Origin of the sequence: Humibacter sp., assembly GCF_051954055.1 — a bacterium.
GTDB lineage: Bacteria > Actinomycetota > Actinomycetes > Actinomycetales > Microbacteriaceae > Humibacter.
Map to the genome: position 1 here is coordinate 1 of NZ_JBQCIE010000056.1, position 17,449 is coordinate 17,449.

Annotated in this window: 23 protein-coding genes; 14 read left to right on the forward strand and 9 right to left on the reverse strand. The window is 66.5% G+C overall.

Annotation, left to right across the window (positions count from 1 at the left end; all coding sequences use genetic code 11):
* The first annotated feature begins 261 nt into the window (after positions 1 to 261).
* Positions 262 to 954 carry an ABC transporter ATP-binding protein gene (locus ACTHNC_RS07000; protein WP_440293916.1) on the forward strand — a complete coding sequence of 231 codons (693 nt, stop codon included), beginning with the start codon at positions 262 to 264 and terminating at the stop codon, positions 952 to 954.
* A complete protein-coding gene (locus ACTHNC_RS07005) occupies positions 951 to 2,243 on the forward strand; it encodes an ABC transporter permease (RefSeq protein ID WP_440293877.1) in 1,293 nt (430 codons plus the stop codon). Before ACTHNC_RS07000 ends, ACTHNC_RS07005 begins: the two co-directional genes overlap by 4 nt.
* Positions 2,244 to 2,313: 70 nt before the next feature.
* On the opposite strand, the gene ACTHNC_RS07010 is transcribed toward ACTHNC_RS07005, so the two are convergent.
* Positions 2,314 to 2,997: a winged helix-turn-helix transcriptional regulator gene (locus ACTHNC_RS07010; protein ID WP_440293878.1), complete on the reverse strand. Its 684-nt coding sequence runs from the start codon at positions 2,995 to 2,997 to the stop codon at positions 2,314 to 2,316.
* A gap of 77 nt (positions 2,998 to 3,074) precedes the next feature.
* Here ACTHNC_RS07010 and ACTHNC_RS07015 point away from each other — a divergent pair, with 77 nt between their 5' ends.
* Positions 3,075 to 4,550, forward strand: a complete 1,476-nt coding sequence (locus tag ACTHNC_RS07015; protein WP_440293879.1) for a DHA2 family efflux MFS transporter permease subunit — start codon at positions 3,075 to 3,077, stop codon at positions 4,548 to 4,550.
* Between the two features lies 1 nt (position 4,551).
* Here ACTHNC_RS07015 and ACTHNC_RS07020 read toward each other — a convergent pair whose 3' ends face one another.
* Together ACTHNC_RS07020 and ACTHNC_RS07025 are read right to left on the reverse strand one after the other, a co-directional pair.
* Positions 4,552 to 5,085, reverse strand: coding sequence for a mycothiol transferase (locus ACTHNC_RS07020; protein ID WP_440293880.1), 534 nt, complete (start codon positions 5,083 to 5,085; stop codon positions 4,552 to 4,554).
* A 33-nt stretch (positions 5,086 to 5,118) separates the two neighbouring features.
* Positions 5,119 to 5,655 carry a YbhB/YbcL family Raf kinase inhibitor-like protein gene (locus ACTHNC_RS07025; RefSeq protein ID WP_440293881.1) on the reverse strand — a complete coding sequence of 179 codons (537 nt, stop codon included), beginning with the start codon at positions 5,653 to 5,655 and terminating at the stop codon, positions 5,119 to 5,121.
* 47 nt (positions 5,656 to 5,702) lie between these two features.
* Between ACTHNC_RS07025 and ACTHNC_RS07030 the strand changes: the two genes are divergently transcribed.
* Positions 5,703 to 6,371 (forward strand): VOC family protein, encoded by a 669-nt coding sequence (locus ACTHNC_RS07030; protein WP_440293882.1) that lies wholly within the window; start codon positions 5,703 to 5,705, stop codon positions 6,369 to 6,371.
* Positions 6,372 to 6,387: 16 nt separating this feature from the next.
* On the opposite strand, the gene ACTHNC_RS07035 is transcribed toward ACTHNC_RS07030, so the two are convergent.
* Positions 6,388 to 6,732 carry a YciI family protein gene (locus ACTHNC_RS07035; protein WP_440293883.1) on the reverse strand — a complete coding sequence of 115 codons (345 nt, stop codon included), beginning with the start codon at positions 6,730 to 6,732 and terminating at the stop codon, positions 6,388 to 6,390.
* A gap of 209 nt (positions 6,733 to 6,941) precedes the next feature.
* Here ACTHNC_RS07035 and ACTHNC_RS07040 point away from each other — a divergent pair, with 209 nt between their 5' ends.
* Positions 6,942 to 7,280 (forward strand): ArsR/SmtB family transcription factor, encoded by a 339-nt coding sequence (locus ACTHNC_RS07040; protein WP_440293884.1) that lies wholly within the window; start codon positions 6,942 to 6,944, stop codon positions 7,278 to 7,280.
* Between the two features lies 1 nt (position 7,281).
* A complete protein-coding gene (locus ACTHNC_RS07045) occupies positions 7,282 to 7,929 on the forward strand; it encodes a dihydrofolate reductase family protein (protein ID WP_440293885.1) in 648 nt (215 codons plus the stop codon).
* A 99-nt stretch (positions 7,930 to 8,028) separates the two neighbouring features.
* Here the strand turns inward: ACTHNC_RS07045 and ACTHNC_RS07050 are convergent, their stop codons facing one another.
* Entirely contained in the window at positions 8,029 to 9,762 is a 1,734-nt protein-coding gene (locus ACTHNC_RS07050) for an alkaline phosphatase family protein (protein ID WP_440293886.1), read from the reverse strand.
* A gap of 130 nt (positions 9,763 to 9,892) precedes the next feature.
* On the opposite strand from ACTHNC_RS07050, the gene ACTHNC_RS07055 reads away from it, so the two are divergent.
* On the forward strand, positions 9,893 to 10,402 hold the full coding sequence (locus tag ACTHNC_RS07055) for an AAA family ATPase (protein WP_440293887.1): 510 nt from the start codon (positions 9,893 to 9,895) through the stop codon (positions 10,400 to 10,402).
* Between the two features lie 2 nt (positions 10,403 to 10,404).
* Here ACTHNC_RS07055 and ACTHNC_RS07060 read toward each other — a convergent pair whose 3' ends face one another.
* From ACTHNC_RS07060 to ACTHNC_RS07070, 3 genes are all read right to left on the reverse strand, one after another.
* Complete coding sequence (locus ACTHNC_RS07060; RefSeq protein ID WP_440293888.1) at positions 10,405 to 10,989, reverse strand: dihydrofolate reductase family protein; 585 nt, start codon at positions 10,987 to 10,989, stop codon at positions 10,405 to 10,407.
* Between the two features lie 125 nt (positions 10,990 to 11,114).
* A complete protein-coding gene (locus ACTHNC_RS07065) occupies positions 11,115 to 11,591 on the reverse strand; it encodes a GNAT family N-acetyltransferase (protein ID WP_440293889.1) in 477 nt (158 codons plus the stop codon).
* 22 nt (positions 11,592 to 11,613) lie between these two features.
* On the reverse strand, positions 11,614 to 12,168 hold the full coding sequence (locus tag ACTHNC_RS07070) for a DUF2127 domain-containing protein (RefSeq protein WP_440293890.1): 555 nt from the start codon (positions 12,166 to 12,168) through the stop codon (positions 11,614 to 11,616).
* Positions 12,169 to 12,260: 92 nt separating this feature from the next.
* Between ACTHNC_RS07070 and ACTHNC_RS07075 the strand changes: the two genes are divergently transcribed.
* Both ACTHNC_RS07075 and ACTHNC_RS07080 read left to right on the forward strand, forming a co-directional pair.
* On the forward strand, positions 12,261 to 12,647 hold the full coding sequence (locus tag ACTHNC_RS07075; RefSeq protein ID WP_440293891.1) for a hypothetical protein: 387 nt from the start codon (positions 12,261 to 12,263) through the stop codon (positions 12,645 to 12,647).
* Positions 12,644 to 13,243, forward strand: coding sequence for a cation transporter (locus tag ACTHNC_RS07080; RefSeq protein ID WP_440293892.1), 600 nt, complete (start codon positions 12,644 to 12,646; stop codon positions 13,241 to 13,243). Before ACTHNC_RS07075 ends, ACTHNC_RS07080 begins: the two co-directional genes overlap by 4 nt.
* A gap of 83 nt (positions 13,244 to 13,326) precedes the next feature.
* Here the strand turns inward: ACTHNC_RS07080 and ACTHNC_RS07085 are convergent, their stop codons facing one another.
* A complete protein-coding gene (locus tag ACTHNC_RS07085; protein WP_440293893.1) occupies positions 13,327 to 14,130 on the reverse strand; it encodes a methyltransferase domain-containing protein in 804 nt (267 codons plus the stop codon).
* 72 nt (positions 14,131 to 14,202) lie between these two features.
* On the opposite strand from ACTHNC_RS07085, the gene ACTHNC_RS07090 reads away from it, so the two are divergent.
* From ACTHNC_RS07090 to ACTHNC_RS07110, 5 genes are all read left to right on the forward strand, one after another.
* Positions 14,203 to 14,526, forward strand: coding sequence for a PadR family transcriptional regulator (locus ACTHNC_RS07090; protein WP_440293894.1), 324 nt, complete (start codon positions 14,203 to 14,205; stop codon positions 14,524 to 14,526).
* Positions 14,523 to 15,308, forward strand: a complete 786-nt coding sequence (locus ACTHNC_RS07095; protein ID WP_440293895.1) for a permease prefix domain 1-containing protein — start codon at positions 14,523 to 14,525, stop codon at positions 15,306 to 15,308. The genes ACTHNC_RS07090 and ACTHNC_RS07095 overlap by 4 nt, the downstream gene beginning before the upstream one ends.
* Complete coding sequence (locus ACTHNC_RS07100) at positions 15,305 to 15,664, forward strand: hypothetical protein (RefSeq protein ID WP_440293896.1); 360 nt, start codon at positions 15,305 to 15,307, stop codon at positions 15,662 to 15,664. The genes ACTHNC_RS07095 and ACTHNC_RS07100 overlap by 4 nt, the downstream gene beginning before the upstream one ends.
* Positions 15,665 to 15,931: 267 nt before the next feature.
* Positions 15,932 to 16,054 carry a hypothetical protein gene (locus ACTHNC_RS07105; protein WP_440293897.1) on the forward strand — a complete coding sequence of 41 codons (123 nt, stop codon included), beginning with the start codon at positions 15,932 to 15,934 and terminating at the stop codon, positions 16,052 to 16,054.
* Between the two features lie 82 nt (positions 16,055 to 16,136).
* Complete coding sequence (locus ACTHNC_RS07110) at positions 16,137 to 17,306, forward strand: epoxide hydrolase family protein (protein ID WP_440293898.1); 1,170 nt, start codon at positions 16,137 to 16,139, stop codon at positions 17,304 to 17,306.
* Positions 17,307 to 17,449: the final 143 nt, after the last annotated feature.

Below are 17,449 nucleotides of genomic sequence, written 5' to 3' on the forward strand. Positions count from 1 at the left end.
GACGAACACGAAGACGATGACGTCGACCACGACGTCCCGCGCGCGAACAGACCTGGCCTGTGCCGGCATCCGTCCTCCGTTCCCCGCGAGCGCCTCCACCGACAAGCATCGCGCAGCTGCGCCGAGGTGTCCTCCGCCGAGTGGGGTCGCTCGCATACCGCGACCGTGGTACCCAAGACACCGCAGCAGACGGATGCCGCCGACCCGGCCGCTCGTGACACTGAACTGGCGGCATTCTTCACCCGAGAGAGAACGGACACGATGGCAGCTGTACTGGAAGCGCGCGACCTCCGCAGGTCGTACGGGAGCGGCGCCGACCGCTTCGAGGCCCTGCGCGGGGTCTCGCTGAACGTGATGAGCGGCGAGAGCCTCGCGATCGTGGGCAAGAGCGGCTCAGGCAAATCGACCTTGATGCACCTGCTCGCCCTGCTCGACCGGCCCAGCTCCGGCGCTGTGCTCGTCGACGGCGCGGATGCGAAGAACGTGCGCGGGACAGACCTGAATCGGCTCCGGAACAAGGACTTCGGCTTCGTCTTCCAGCAGTTCTTCCTCAACGCCCACGCGAGCGTGCTCGACAACGTCGCTCTCCCGCTCGTCATCGCAGGCGTATCCCGATCGCAGCGCAAGCGCCGCGCGATGGAGGCGCTGGACCGGCTTGGCCTCGCCGACAAGGCGCGCAATCGCGCCAACGACCTCTCCGGCGGTCAGAAGCAGCGCGTCGTCATCGCCAGGGCGCTGGTGAACGAGCCGAAGGTCATCTTCGCCGACGAGCCGACCGGCAATCTGGACTCCTCGACCGGCGCAGAAGTCGAGGGGATGCTGTTCGGGCTGCACCGCGAGCAAGGGATCACGCTCGTGGTGGTCACGCACGACGCCGACCTGGCATCCCGCTGCAAACGGAGCATCACGATGCGCGACGGACTCATCTCCGACGTCTCGGAGGTGGCGGCATGAAGACCGGCGACCTGATCGCATCCGCGGTGCAGAACACGTTCCGCAGCAAGCTGCGCACCACCCTCACGGTGATCGCCATCTTCATCGGCGCGTTCACCCTCACGCTCACCTCCGCCATCGGAACCGGCATCTCCGGTTACATCACGACGCAGGTCGCGGCGATCGGCTCCACCGACTCGCTGACCGTGACGAAGGCGCAGAGCGCTCAGGCATCCACCGGGTCCGGCCCGCAGAAATACAACCCCGACAGCGCGAGCTCTGGACAGGTCGGAGAGCTCGCCCGCGGCGGAGCGGCTGCGCTCACCGCGAGCGACATCACGACGATCAAGAATGTCGTCGGCATCACCTCGGTCACCGGAAACACCGGGATCAACCCGTCGTGGATCAGCTACGCCGCGGGCGGCAAGTGGGTCGTCACGATGAACCCGGTGCGCAACATCAAGGCCGATCTCGCATCCGGCGCACAGCTGGAGAACGGGTCGAATCAGAACCAGATCGTGCTGCCGACCACCTACCTGCACAACCTCGGGCTCGGCACCGCGAAGGATGCCGTCGGCAAGACGGTCACCATCGGCATCAAGGACTATCTCGGTTCGATGCACGAGGTGGATGCGACGATCGTCGGCATCCAGAACGCCACGCTCTTCACCTCGGGAGCCTCGGTCAACGACACCCTGCGCGGCTCGCTCGTGACGGCGCAGACCACGGGCAAGCCGGCCGCGGTGGCAACGACCTATGGCAGCGCCACGGCGACGATCGCTAAGGATGCCACGCCTCGGCAGATCGCCACCATCAAGACGGATCTGAAGAACGCCGGGTTCACCGGCCAGACCGTCGACGACCAGCTGGGCAGCCTGCTCACCGTGATCAACGGCATCGTCGGCGTGCTCGACGCGTTCGCCGTGATCGCGCTGATCGCTGCTGGGTTCGGCATCGTGAACACCCTCCTGATGAGCGTTCAGGAACGCACCCGCGAGATCGGGCTGATGAAGGCGATGGGAATGGGGAACGGACGCGTCTTCACCCTGTTCAGCCTTGAAGCCGTCTTCATCGGATTCCTGGGCAGCGCCATCGGAGCCCTCGCCGCCATCGGTCTCGGAACGCTGATCAGCAATCGGCTCTCCGCGACGCTGCTCTCCGATCTGCCGGGTCTGCACCTGTTGCAGTTCTCGGTGGCCTCGGTCGCCACGATCATCATCGTGGTCATGGCGATCAGCTTCGTCGCCGGCACGTTGCCCGCGCGCCGGGCCTCCCGTCAGGATCCGATCGAGGCGCTCCGGTACGAGTGAGGCGAGGTACCATCCGGGCACCCGATGGTCGGGTCCGGTCGCACGGGGCCCACATCGCTCGGCTTGACCGTCAGGTGCGCTCCGGGATTCCTGCCACGTTGGAGCTGTAGGGAACGCGCAACGAGTCGGCGAACCGCTGGAACAGTGACGCGTCGCCCTCGAGCTGCACGACACCGGTGGCGATCGCGGTCTGCGCATCCAGTTCGCCGGCGAGCAGGTCTCGGATCTGGGGTCCGGCGGTGATGGTGAGGTCGGCGCCTTCTGCCGGGCCCGGGCCGACGGTGATGGCGCCGTCTCGCATGACGAGATGCGCCTCGATGTCGCCAACACGCAGGGTGTAGGTGGTGTTCCACTTCTTCGGCACCACTCCGTCGCCCGCCGCCACCCGGAGAGCGGCGGTGATGGATGCGGTGGTGACGATCTCGCCTTCGCGCGGCGTGCGCATCCCGCCGGCTCCCCAGCGCGACAGCGCGTCCAGCGCCGGCCCGAGCTCTTCGCCCCGCGGCGTGAGCCGGTAGACGACCGAGCGCTCTGCGCCCGACGGCGCCGCCCTCGCGACGAGTCCTTCGTCTTCGAGGTCCTTCAAGCGGGATGCCAGCGTGTTCGTCGGGATGCCGGGCAGCCCGGAGACCAGGTCGGAGTAGCGCTGCGGCCCCACGCTCAGGTCCCGCAGGATCAACAGCGTCCAGCGCTGACCGACGATCTCCGCGGCGCGCGCGAGCCCGCAGAACTGCCCGTAGTGCTGGTTCGTCATGAATCTCACCATACCACTTGACTTCATTATTTGCAGTATGCTTTATTTTTTGCAGCAGCATTTCGAAGGAGAGTGACATGACCGACACCATCACCGACGCCGATGTCGAACTGTCGGCACCCGCATCCGCTTCCGGCCTTACTTCACGCGACCGCACAGCGCTGGGCTTGCTGCTCGCCGCCGTCTTCGTCGTGTTCCTGAACGAGACGATGATGGCGGTCGCGCTCCCGCGCATCCAGGAGTCCCTGCACATCGATGCGACACGAGGGCAGTGGCTGACGACCGCCTTCGCGCTCACCATGGCCGTCGTCATTCCGATCACTGGATGGCTGATGCAGCGACTGCGCACACGCACCGTTTTCACCGTCGCGATGTCGAGCTTCGCCGCGGGCACCGTGATCGCCGCGCTGTCTCCGGTCTTCGAGACGCTCGTGGTCGGCCGGGTCGTTCAGGCGGTGGGCACCGCGATCATGATGCCGCTCATGATGACGACCGTGATGACGATCGTCCCGGCCGATGAGCGCGGCCGGATCATGGGGCGCGTGTCGATCGTGATGTCTGTCGCGCCCGCCGTCGGCCCGATCGTCTCGGGTGCGCTCATCCAGGTGCTGCCATGGCAGGGACTGTTCTGGGTGATGCTGCCCATCGCCCTCACGATGCTCGTGATCGGAATGCGCCGGGTGCCGAACGTCTCGGAGACCCGCAGAGTGCGGCTCGACACGGCGTCGGTCATCCTTGCCGCGTTGGCGTTCTCCTCGCTGGTGTTCGGGCTCAGCCAGATCGGCGCCGCCGCGGTCGGTGAGGCGGCCGTGCAACCGTGGGTGCCGATCGTCTTCGGGCTGGTGGCACTCGGAGTGTTCGGGTGGCGGCAGCTCGTGCTGCAGCGCACGGATGCCGCGCTGCTCGACCTGCGCACGTTCCGGTCGAGGGACTTCGCGGTCTCGGTCGCCATGATGAGCGTCGCCATGGTGTCGCTGTTCGGCGCGTTCATCGTGCTGCCGCAGTTCGCCAGGTACACGCTCGGTCTCGATCCCCTCTGGGTGGGTGCGATCCTGCTGCCGGGCGGGCTGCTGATGGGTCTCGCCGGTCCTCCGGTCGGCCGGCTGTACGACCGGTTCGGCCCACGCCCGCTGGTCATCCCCGGCTCCATCGGACTGGCGGTCGCACTGTTCACGTTCGCCTTCGCACTCGGTGAGGGCTCCTCGTGGATCGTGCTGCTCGGCGCACACATCACGCTGATGCTGTCGCTCGCGTTCCTGTTCACCCCCGCGTTCAGCTCGTCCCTCGGCTCGTTGCCGCCCCAGCTGTACTCGCACGGCAGCGCCACCATCGCCACCCTGCAGCAGGTCGCCGGCGCCGCAGGGACCGCGATCTTCGTCGCGCTCTACGCCACCGGAGTGGCCGCGACGGGCAACGTGAACCCCGATCTCCCATCGCCCGCGGCAGCCGCGGCAGGCTCACACCTCGCGTTCCTGGCCGGCGGCATCCTCTCGCTCGTCGTCGTCGCGCTCGCACTGTTCGTGCGCAAGGCGCCTGCGACGGATGTCCACTGAGCTATGCGTCGTCTCGGTGGTTCGCGAACGGGTCGGTCAGGAGTTCGAGGTGACCGACATGGCACGCCGTCTCCTCGAGCATGTGTACCAGCGCCCACCGCAGCGTTACGGGTCCTCTGCCGAAGGACGGGTCGGATGCCTTCGCGTCGAGACTGGAAACCGATGCCACAACGCCGCGGCTGCGCTCACACGCCTCTTGGTACAAGGAGGTGATCTGTTCGGCAGTGTCGTCGACAGCGGATTCGAAGTCCCAGTCCGGCCGACCATCGAAGGGAGCGGATGCCCACGGCTCCGGAAGGTCCCGTGAGCCGATGCGTGCGGTGAACCAGTGATCTTCCATGTGCGCGAGGTGCTTCACGACCCCACCGGGTGTCAGCTTCGTTGCGGGCAAGCTCGTCGCTCGTGCCTCTGCATCGGACAGGGCGGAGAACCTTTCGATCACGCGTCGGCGGTAGAGGTCGAGGAATTGGGTGAGAGTGGTGCGCTCGTCGGCATCTAGGTCTGGATAGCCCAAGGCTCGGGCAGCGTCACTCATGGCCGAACACTAGACCATGCGCGGGACCAGGCTTCAGGTTCTCCGGTAGAGGCCGTCGAGGCGACCCCGGGCTATCACCTCGGCGCCGCGGGTGAGTAGCTCGATCAGAGCATCCGTCGAGGGCGCGCTGGCCGGAATCTCGAGCTGCACCTCGAGCGCAAACAGCTCGAATACATACCGGTGCGGCCCGTGCGTCTTTGGCGGGGCCGGACCGAGGTATCCCACTCCCTCGGCCGAGCGAGCGAACTGCACTCCGTTGTCTTCCAGCGGCGCGCTCAGGGCGCCACGACCGAGCCGGAGCAGCGAAGGGTCCAGAAGCGCTAGGCAGTGCAGGTACGGAGTTCGCGTCGGCGCGTCAGGATCCTCGACGAGCAGCAGCAACTGCGCCGCGTCGGCGGTAGTGTCCCAGTCCAGCGCCGGGGAGAGGTTCTCACCTCCCGCGCGTTCGGCTGCGTGCCTCAACGGGATGAATCCGTCGCTTTCGAAGTCTGGACTTCTGAGTCCGAGGGAGTCGGGAGCGGCGAGACTCGGCTCATCCCAGACGAGCCGGCTTCGTGAATTCGCGGTCACGCCGGCGACGCCTTGACGCCCTCCGCTGACGGCCGTACGTTCGCCCCATGGTCGAGCCCATCACCTCGAAGCAGTTCCATGAAGCCCAAGGCGTCGAAGACTGGCGCGTGCTCTCCGACGGGGCGGCTGCGTTCTTCGCAACCGGATCGTTCGCGAAGGGCCTCGAGTTCGTCGACAGAATCGGGGCGCTGGCGGATGCCGCTAATCATCATCCCGACATCGACCTGCGCTACCCAGCGGTGCTCGTCAAGCTGATGACCCACGAGGTGATGCCGAACGGCTGGCTGAGCGAGCGCGACGTCGCCCTTGCCGCGCAGATCTCCGAGGTCGCACGCGAGCTCGGGATCACCACCGATCCCAGCAAGGTGCAGACGGTTCAGGTCGCGATCGACGCCCTCGACATCCCGAAAGTGCAGGCGTTCTGGGCTGCGATGCTCGGGCGGTCCGCTACCGAGGAGGATCTGTTCGACGAGAACGGATTCGCTCCGAACTTCTGGTTCCAGCAGATGGATGCCGCGCGCCCGCAGCGCAATCGCATCCACATCGATCTCTATGTACCCGCCGACCAGGCACAGGCGCGCATCGCCGCGGCTCTCGCCGCTGGTGGCACCGTCGTGCGCGACAACGGCCCGCAATGGTGGACGCTCGCCGATCCAGAGGGCAACGAGGTCGACATCGCTCCCTGGCCCGACACCTGGTCGGGTTGGGGCGGCTGACCGTCTCGGTCGGTCCTCAACGCGCGACGAACCCACCCTCGATGGGACGCACCTCGACGCCGCCGCCCTGCCCGTTGATCGGGTTGCGGCGGGCGATGTCGAGCGCGGAGTCCAGGTCATCCGCCTCGATCACGTAGAAGCCCGCGATGTACTCCTTGCTCTCCGCGAAGGGGCCGTCGGTCACCTCGCCGTGACGTACCGAGACGGCCGTCGTAGTCGCCGGCTGAAGCGCGAACGCGACCACCATGTCACCGGATGCGATCAGTTCTTCCGCGTAACCGTCGTGGACATCCCGTTCATCGTCCGCCATCTCGACGGTCGGGTCACTTGGGCCGTAGATGAGGACTGCGTACTGAGGCACGAGCTGCTCCGTTCACTGATGCGGGCTCATTGTCGCCCGACATCTCTTCGTCGAACAGGATGCTGGCGATTCGCTCCCTATCGCCCCTCCACACGCCGCTGTGCGGCGCGCGGAGCCTCTGGCGATGGGGGCCCAGACTCTGCAACGCCGACGCCATGTCGACCGGACGAGGGTTGACGAGTGGATGCCCGACATCCATACTTAGGTCCGTGCCTAAGTATTACGACGAGCTCGACGCTGTGCTCCGCGCTCTCGCGGATCCAACGCGTCGGGCCGTCGTGGAGCGGCTGGCGAAGTCTCCGGCCGTCGTGTCGGAACTCGCCGCACCGTTCTCGATGGCGTTGCCCTCGCTGATGCAGCACCTGCGCGTGCTCGAGGATGCCGGACTGATCACGTCGGAGAAGAACGGGCGAGTCCGCACCGTGAGCCTGGTCCCCGGCGCCCTCGACGTGCTGCACCTGTGGCTCGGAGAGCAGCGAACCCCTGCGGAACGCCAAGCCGACCGGCTCGGCATCCACTTGGCGCGCACCACACCGAAAGAAGGCTGACATGACACGAGTTCGAATCGACCTGTTCCTCTCTCTCGACGGCTACGTCGCGAGCGCCGAACCCTCGCCCGACAGCCCGATGGGCGCGGACTGGGAGCGCCTCACTGCCGCCTACACCGCGACCCGCACGTTCCGGAGCATGGTCTTCGGCGACACGGGCGGGGCCGGCACGACCGGCGTCGACGACAAGTACGCGTCCGCATTCTTCGAGGGCATCGGCTCGGAGGTCATGGGTGCAGGGATGTTCGGTCTGCACTCCTTCCCGGATGACCCGAACTGGAAGGGCTGGTGGGGCGACCAGCCGCCGTTCCACACCCCGGTCTACGTGCTCACGCACACCGCGCCGCGTCCGTCGATCCCGATGGAGGGTGGAACGGTCTTCCACTTCCGCGACGATTCGGTCGAGGCGGTTCTGGCCGAGGCCACTGAGGCTGCGGGCGGGCGAGACGTCCGCGTCGGCGGAGGGATCGGGACTGCTCGCGAGTTTCTACTGGCGGGGTTGGTCGACCACCTGCACCTCATGATCGCTCCCGTCATCCTCGGTCGTGGAACACGGCTGTGGGATGACCTGGGCGGGCTCGAGAGCACCCACGCGATCATGACCGAGGTGGCCGAGAGCGGCACCATCCACGTCAACTTCACGCGCTAGGAGAACGTCATGGCTCGGCTCAATAGTCGCGCTGCGCGCTCCGACTGACTCCATCGGTTCGGCAGACCACGCAAGCGCGCTCTGCTCTCACCTCCCTTGTCAATAGGTAACGCCGCCGGGCAGGACCACGGGCGCTCGTGGCGGCTGGCCGAAGTCGAAGTCGGCCGCGATGTTGCCGAGCTCGGGGTTGTCCTCGCGCACATCCGGACGCGTGTCCGGCCGTCCATCGGTGGCCGGATCCAGCCGCTGCCCGTGCAAGAAGTCGTCCTCGATGAACTTGACGTAAGCGTCGTGGCTCAGGGTCTGGTGATCGATGTATCCCGAGCGCGCGTACGGGCTGATCACGATGCCGGGCACGCGCAGGCCGTACCCGTTCTGGTCGACGACCGGCGGCTTGACGTTGTCGTAGAAGCCGCCCCAGTCGTCCCAGGAGAGGAAGATCGCGGTGCTCGACCAGTCCGGGCTCTTCATCACGGCGTTCACGAGCCCCGTCACGTAGGCCTGACCGGTGCTGACCTTCGCCGGCGGGTGCTCGCTCACCTGACCGCTGGGATCGATCCAGCTCACCGCGGGCAGGGTTCCCGACTTCGCCGCCGTGTAGAACTTCGTCAACGACTGGATGTTCCCCAGCTGTCCGTCCTGCTTCACGGTGTCGAAGTAGGGGAGCGGGTTCCAGATGCCGGGCGTCTTCGCGTTCTGCTTGACGGGCGCGCACGTCATGGCCGAGTCATCCTCGCAGTCGGGCTCGGTGCCGTTGAACACGTAGTAGCCCCACGACACGTTCTGCTTGTGCAGCAGGTAGGTGAGATCGGTCCACGCGTAGTCGGGCGGCGCGAGCGCATTGGATGCCGCAATCAGCTTCTGCTTGAGCGCATCGGGCAGCGTCGCCTTGTCCACTGCGGCCTGGCACGACGACAGCGAATCGGCCGCCGTGCAGTGCTGCTGGATGAGCGCGTGCAGCTGGGCGGCGACATCCGGTGTGATCCCGATCTTCGTCAGCTGCGCCTGACACGCCGGCTTCGCCATGCCGCCACGGCACGCGCCGATCAGATTCTTCTTCACGGCGCCGCCGAAGTCGGGAGGGTTGCCTGGGCTCTGCAGCGCGTTCACGCAGCTCTGCGGGTCACCCGCCTTGCTGCACTTCGCCGACCACTCCGAGACCATGTACAGGTGCGACGGCAGGCTCCACGACGCATTCGACTCGAACAGGTGGTCGTCGAGAACGAAGTCCTTCGCGTACGCCCAGTAGTTCGGGATGTCCGCACCCGTCTTGTATCCCATGACATCCGTCGTCGTGCCGGCGGCGCAGGACGGCGCGTTGGGCGCACACTTCTTCTTCGCCTGCTCGGCCTGCGCGACGAAGCCGTCCATCTTGCCGCCGTCGATGTCGGCCGTGGCGTTGGCGGCGCCGTGCGGTCCGCCTGAGTTCACGTCCGCCGGGTCGTGGAACGGTTTGTCGCACGAGCCCTTCGCGGGATCAGGCACGCAGACCGTGGGGGATCCGTTCGACATCGGAATGCCGTCAGCGCCGGGAAACGTGCCGAAGTAGCTGTCGAACGACCGGTTCTCCTGCATGATCACCACGACGTGCTTGATCTTCGAGATGCCCGTCTCGATCCCGGTTCCTGCGGCGCCGGATGCCTGTGCCGCGGATGTCTGCGCCCCGAGCGCGCGAACCGCGGTCAGCCCCGAGCGCACTCCGAAGGCGACACCGAGCGTGACACCCACGACGACCAGAACGACGACCACGGCGGCCGCGATGACGGCCACGGCCCGGTGCGACCGAACCCACTGCCCGAACCGCGACCTCCGTGTACCAGCGGGACCCGTCATGCCTCCACGATCATCCCGTCGCGACATCCGCGGGTCAGGGTTTCGTAAAGGAACGGTTAGCGGTTCCTGACACCGCGCCCCGGCGGCCCCAACGATCAGACCAGCACAGCCCGGACGATAATGGGTGGCCGTGACGGATGTCCTCGTGCTGCACGGCTCACCGGGCTCGGGCAAGAGCACACTGGCGCGGGCCCTCTCCGAAGCGCTTCGGCTGGCGGACGTGACCCACGGCGTCATCGACATGGACGAGCTCAGCCTTGTGCACCCTTACCCGGGCCGTTGGTTCCCACGCGAGAACCTCCGTGCCGTCTGGCCGAACTACGTTGCCGCGGCCCCCGGCATCAAGCTGATCATCCCGATGGTGTTCAACGACGAGGAGGAGGTCGGTCTCCTCCGCGCCGCTCTCCCCGGGGCGAGCCTCCTGGTCTGCGAGACAACCGCGCCGATCGCGGTGCTGAAGGAACGGGTGACCGAACGCGAGCCCACGGACGAGTGGGCGGAAGCGCTGCGCACGTGGATCGACGTCTACCACGCTCGATCCGATCATGAGCGCATCCGCGACTTCCAGGTCGTCACCCACCCCGCGACGGTCGAGCAGTCCGTGCAGGAGATCCTTCATCGGACGGGTTGGATGCCCTGAGCTCAGTTGACCTCGTAGTGCACGATCGCGACGCCGGTCCTCGTCACCGAACTCGCGAGTAGTCTCAGCTCCGCGCCGACTCCGCCATCGGGGAAGATGCGCGCGCCGCTCCCGAGGATGAGCGGGTGGACGAACAGCAGCAGTTCGTCGACGAGGCCGTTCTCAAGCAGCAGCCGGATCAGTTCGCCGCTGCCCATCACGCACAGGTCGGCGCCGCGCTGGTCCTTCAACCGCGCTATCTCGTGCGGAAGGTCGCCATGCACGAGTGTCGAGTTCGGCCACGGCAGCACGGTGGACGACGAACGGCTGACCACATACTTCTCCGCGTTGTTGAGGCCGTCCTTGAACGGACTGTCCTGCGTGTTCCAGAACCCGAGCATGTCGTCGTAGCTGCGACGACCCAGGAGCAGGCGCATCCCACCCGCCCTTGCCACCCGGTCTTGCAACACGGCCGCGACCTCATCGTTGGAACGCGGTGTCGCCCAGCCACCGCGCGTGAAGCCACCGCGGGTGTCCTCGCCATCCCGGCCCGGGCTCTGCATCACCCCGTCGAGGCTGATGTGATTTGCGATGTAGATCTTGCTCATCGGATGCGTCTCCCCGTCTTCTGCTCGCCGAGACGGATGCCCGCCTCACCACCATGACGGGCGGCGACGCCGTCGATCGACAGCCGCAGCGGGATTGGCACCCCGATCAGCGGAGTCGAATCGCGTCAGAACTCCGCAAGCTCAGCGAGGTCGAACTCGAGGCTCGGCAGCATGCGGCCGGGGATCGACCCGCTGGGCGTTTCCCCCACCCGCCGTGCTCCGAAGTGCACGTAGAACCCTTCCGCGCCCGGATCGGCATCCAAGACCAGCCTTTCGAAGCCGGCAGAGCGCGCCTGGGAGAGGGCGTGGCCCAGCAGTAGCCGACCGCAGCCGGTGCCGATGGCTTCGGGGTCGATGAAGAGCGCACGCAACTCCCCGACCGGTGGCTCCCCGCCGATCAGGCCGAACCCTCGGACGTCGCCGCCTTCGGTCGCGACCCACATCCATCCGGACCCGCACGTTTCCGCATCGAACGTGAGTTCGGCCCGGCAGGCTTCCAAGAAGTCCGCCGAGTAACCCCAGTGGCCCTTCGATCGCAAAGCCAATGACGAAATGGCGGGACCTTCATCGGCCCGCGCGAGCCGTATCCCGAACCTCGCCATGGCGGCACCGTAACACCGGTCGTCATCCAGCCGGCGAGCGCGATCGCCGCAGGCGCGTCAGCCACGGCATCCGAGCCCGGACGACGTCTCGCAGGGATCTGCGATGGTGCCATTCGCGCAGGGTCAGGGCGATGATGATGGCGTCGAGCACAGACAACAGGAGCACGCCGACGGAGAACCGGGCAGTGAGGTCGACGATCTGAACGATCAGCAACGCAGTGAGCGCGCCCACCGCCCAGGGATAGATCCGCGTGGAACCCACAAACAAGGCCGCCACGATCGCCACCTTCACCGCCCCGTGGACCACCAGGTAGATCCCGCCGATGACCAGCGCTGCCGCACCGAGCTTCCCGGCCTCGTGCAGAATCAGGTTCGCAATGAGGTCGTGCGGATCCTCCGCCAACTCGCCGGAGGTGAGGGCGTGAGCGAGAGCGATCAGCTGCACCTTGGTGATGAAGAGGGCGGGGATTCCGACGACCAGCTCGACCAGACCGTCGAGCGCCTTGAGCAGCACGCCGACGAGGAACACCCAATCGAGGACGAGCTCTCGATGGGGGCCCGATCTGACCCAACGCATGCACCGAATCTCGCAATACGCTTCTGAGGAGGCTCCACGAATTGGTTGGCGGCAAGACGACGAGAACAAGCGGGACGGAGGGGCGACCACCGATGGCCACGACGGAATCCGCGCCGCACCGCGTCATGCTCCGCATCGGCTGGATCTGCCTGACCATCGTGAGCCTGGGCATCCTCGGCTTCGGTCTCGTCGTCGCCCTGGTGCCGATGGGTGCCGATGAGTTGCTGTACAAGGCGGACGGGCTCGCCTCGGTCGGTCTCGGCCTGTTCGGAGGGCTGATCGCGGTGATCCCGTTCCGGCACGGGGAGCGCTGGGCGTGGTGGACACTCTGGTTCTACCCGGTGTTCTGGGCGCTGCACTTGATCGGCGGTCTTCCGCCCGGCACCGATCACATCCACCAGATCGTCTTCATCGCGCTTTCCCTGCTCGGGCTGCTGTTGCCGATCGGCAGCTTCTTCGGAAGGAAAGCGGCGGGATGACCGCCACGGATGCCGCGAGGCACGCTCGACTGCTGCGGCTCGGCTTCACCCTGGAGTGGATCACGCTGGGCTGGAACGTGGTCGGTGTGATCGTGCTGGCCGTCCTGGCGTTCAGCTCCGCCTCGGTGGCGCTCGCGGGCTTCGGGCTGGACTCGCTGATCGAGATCGGCGCCAGCGCAGTTGTGCTCTGGGAGCTGTCCGGCACCGGTGAGCACCGGCAGAGGTTCGCGCTGCGCCTCATCGGCATCGCCTTTCTCGCCCTGGCCGCCTACCTCCTGATACAGACGGCCGTGGCACTGCTGACCGGGCACCGGCCGGACGGCAGTATCGGCGGCATCATCTGGACAGCGGTCACCGCGGCCTGCATGTTCACACTCGCCGCCTTCAAGTCCCGCACGGGACGTGCTCTGGGGAACCCGGTGCTGCGGACCGAGGGTCGGGTAACCATGATCGACGGTCTCCTGGCCTGTGCCGTTCTGCTCGGCGTACTGCTCAACACGCTTTTGGGTTGGTGGTGGGCGGACTCGGCTGCAACGCTCGTCATCGTCTATTACGCGATCCGCGAAGCCGTCGACATCTTCCGCCCGTCGGCCTGACCGGAAAGCTCGTCCAGACCACCTCGAGCTACCGGCGGTTCACGGCGCCGACGAGGCAATCGAGGCTCTCGCCGTTCTTCTGGTTAGCCTGCCTTGCGGGCGGCCGTGACGAAGATTGTGAGCGAGGCGAAGAACACGGGTCCCTCGAGATGCCCCAGCCAGCGGCCGGCCTGGTCCGGAGTGAGGTAGCCGGACGTCACCGCTCGACGTGTGACCCGTGCGAATCCGAAGATCCGATCGGCGTCGACGGCGTCGGTGTAGGTGGCTGTGACAGGGGTGACCGACTCGAGCTCGAGATCGGCGCGCTGCACCAGTCGAGGCAACTCGCTGCCGATACGAGCGTTGCGGATCACCTGGCCGACGACGAACTGCCGGTACGCCTCGGGAAGATCGGGCTCAGGGTGGTCGATGAGGAGCGTCCGCCAGTCGGGTTCCGCGAGTACGACGCGGCCGCCTGGCCGAAGGACTCGTCGCACCTCGTCGAGCACTCTCGCCGCGGCGGCGACGTGCTGCATGGTTCGGTCGACGTAGACCCGGTCGATCGAGAAGCTGCCCAGCTCGAGCGCGTGCGCGTCTCCGACCGTCAGGCGCAGCCGCGGATCGGCGTACTGCTCATGCGCGACCTCGAGCGCAGTGGCGTCCACGTCGACGCCGATGACGGAGCCCGTGGGCCCGATCGAGCTCAAGAGCGGCCCGAGGTCGCCGCCGGTGCCACAGCCGAGATCGAGAACCGCGTTGCCTTCCTCGATGCCCAGTCGCTCGATCGCCAGTGACTTGTACGCCTGTCCCGTTTTCGAGCCTGCGGCCCGCAGCAGGTAGTCCGAGGGTCGTCGGGTTTCGAATGCCCGCGAGGGGCTGCTGAGCTTGAGATTGCGGTTCTTGGCCATGACGCTCCTTCACCTCTCAAGAAGTGCTTCCACTCTTGATACCTAGGATTCCAAGGCCTAGGATATCTACTTATGGCGCACGACCGGCTCAAGGGAAACCTCGACCTCCTGCTGCTCGCCGCGCTCGCCGCGGGACCGGCGCATGGCTACGAACTCGTGGCGAGCATCCGGGACCGCAGCGACGGCGAGTTCGTCCTGGCTGAGGGCACTGTCTATCCGGCGCTGCACGGCCTCGAGTCGCGTGGGCTCATCACGAGCTCCTGGCAGGTCGTCGGTGGCAGGCGGCGCCGTGTCTATGAGCTCAGCGGAGCCGGGCGGGATGCTCGCGATCGGCAAGCGGCTGACTGGCGTCGATTCGCCAGCGGCATGAATCGAGTGGTGGGAGACCCTTCATGACCAGCGACCGGATCGACGCCTATCTCGACGACATGTTCGACCGCCTCGAGGGCACGGCGGCGGAACGTCGTCGGATGCTCTCCGAGACGGAGACGCACCTCCGCGACTCCGCCGACGCACTCCAGCGCGGCGGCATGGATGCCGACGCCGCGCAGTCGGCCGCGATCGCTGCTTTCGGTGAGGCTCGGATGATCGCATCGGCATCGAATCGTCGCCGGCCCGCCGAGCTGCTGGCCGCGTTCGTGCGAGCAGCGGCGCAGCTCGGTGTCTACGGCTTCGCTGCGATCGGCGCGGCTGCGGTCCTTGCGCGTGGCCTTGCGCTCGTGACGTCGACGCAGTGGGTGTACGGCGCGCCCGCCGGCTACCGGTTCACGGCCGCTCAGTGCGCGCACTGGCTCGCGGTGCAGCCCAGTGCGAGCAATTGTCACGTGGCGGCAGCGATGGAGAGCTCCGACGACTCCTTCCTTTTCGTCCTTGCCGCCGCGATCATCGGACTGATCGTCGCTGGAGTCATCCTCGGAGCATTGCGGCTGGTGCGCCGGCGCGCGAGCGGCGCGGTGTCCCGGCTTCCGCGCTACGTCGTCGCCGCTATCGGCGCGACAGCGTTCCTCGGTGCAGGTATCGCCCTCATCGCTGCGGGCGCGGTCGATGGCGTCTCCCGCGTCGCTTGGGGTCAGGGCGTGCTCTACACGGATGGCGCGGTGGCGCTGATCTTCGGCATCGTGTTCCTCGTGCGATTCCTCCTCACCATTCGCCCGGTCTCCGGTGCCGCAGCGGCATGACACGCACCCTCACCATCGTCATCAGCGGAGCTGCCGGCGTCGGGCTCGGAGCCCTCAGCGGACGAATCCTGTTCGACGGGACCGCGTGGAACATGATCCCGTGGGCGATCATCGCGATCGCCATCGGCCTTGTCGCCGACAACGGCCGAACCGCGCTGCTGGCATCCGGCATCTACGGATACCTGCTCGTAGCCGTGTTCCTCTATGCCGCGAACACCGGCAACACACCCGTCGCGCAGCGGATCCTCTTCGCACTCGCACTAGGTCTCGTAGGACCCGTCTGCACGATCGCCCTCACCGTGATCACACGCCTGATCCGGCTTGGAGTCCAACGACACCGGCCTTCCGGCGATTGACCCACGTAGCCCCGGTCGAACTTCCCCTGCACCATTTGTCAAGAGGTATTCGTCGCCGCCGTTGCCGAGTTACCTTTCTTCTGTCATTCGGGTGGTGACCGACGTACTCCAGAAGACCAGCCCTCCAGCGGGCACCCCAACAAAGTCTCAGGGGAGACGGACGGAACCACGACCAGAGGCCCGGCCGGCAGCGCGGATGTTGCAGGTCGGGCCTCGCCAAGTTGAGGACGAGGCGCACCATGAGAAGCGTGCCGGGCGGGATGCATCGTGCCGTGGATCGACGCTGACGAGACGTTCGAGATTGCCTGCGGCGTCATCGCCGCGATGTTCGTCCTGCCGTTCGCGCTGTCCTGGCTCGAAGACTGGTTGAAGAAGGGCAAGCAGCGGTAAACAGCACGGGCGAGCAGGCTTTCACTCACATCAGGCTCTAAACAGGACAGATAGTGTCCTATTGCTGAGCCAGGCTGATGCCATGATGACGAACTCGCTTGATTCTCGAATCCGTTCTTTCCGCATCGCCGTGCCGGACTCCGCTGTGGAGGACTTGGGTCTTCGCCTGCGGAATGTCCGGCTGCCGCATCCGCTGCCCGTCGACGATTGGAGCATGGGTGTGCCGGTGCCGGTGCTGCGTGATCTTGTTCAACGGTGGGCAGAGCACGACTGGCGTGCGACGGAGGAGCGGCTGAACCGGCTGCCGCAGATCATCACCGAGATCGACGGGCAGAACATCCATGCGGTCCACGTGCGCTCCGCGCATCCGGATGCGACACCGTTGCTGCTGATGCACGGCTGGCCGGGATCATTCCTCGAGTTCGAAGGGCTGATCGGTCCTCTCACCGATCCGGTCGCGCATGGCGGAGACCAAGAGGATGCGTTCGACGTGGTCATCGTCTCGCATCCGGGGTTCGGGTTCTCCACTCCGCTGGTGGGCGCTGACTGGAAGCGTGCGGACATCGCCCGTGTGTATCTCGAACTGATGAGCCGGCTGGGATACGAGCGCTTCGCAGTGCAAGGTGGCGACGTCGGCGCCGGTGTCGCGCCGGAGATCGCACGACTCGCACCGGAGCGGGTGATCGGTGTGCACGTCAACGGTTCACTCGGAACCTTCGTGGGCCAGATCGACGAGGAGACCGCTGCCAGGCTCACTCCGTTGGAGCAGGATCGCCTCCGGCGGGTCAGCGAGTTCATGCAGAAGGAGTTCGGCTACATCGCCATCCAGTCCACGCGGCCCGCACTGATCGGGGCCATGACGGCCGATAGTCCCGTGGGGCAGTTCGCGTGGATCCTCGACAAGCTGCAGGCGTGGACCCATCCCGCCGAGGTGCCCGCTGCCGACCTCATCGGCGAGCGGTTCATCATCGAGAACGCGTCGCTGTATTGGTTCACGGAGTCGGGCGGCTCGTCGGCCTATGTGGGTTATGCACAAGACGCTGCCTGGGGCGCTCAGCCGGAGAGCTCAGGGGTGCCGACCGCTGTCATCGTCTTCGCTCACGATGTGGGTGTGCGCTTTGCGGAGGAGAAGGCCAACAACATCGTGCGCTGGACCGACGTCGAAGGTCGCGGAGGGCACTTCGCCGCGCTCGAGGAACCCGAGCTGCTGATCGACGACATCCGCGACTTCTACCGCACCCTCCGCAGATGACACACAGAAGCGCAGTGCCGATATCTGTTGCACAGCGGCATGCACGGCGCGGTTTGCGTTGGGGCCCAGAGCCAGTCCGGTCATCTCGGTTATCGTCGGACCAGGATCGTTACTGTGGGCTGGTGTCTGAACTCCCTGACGAC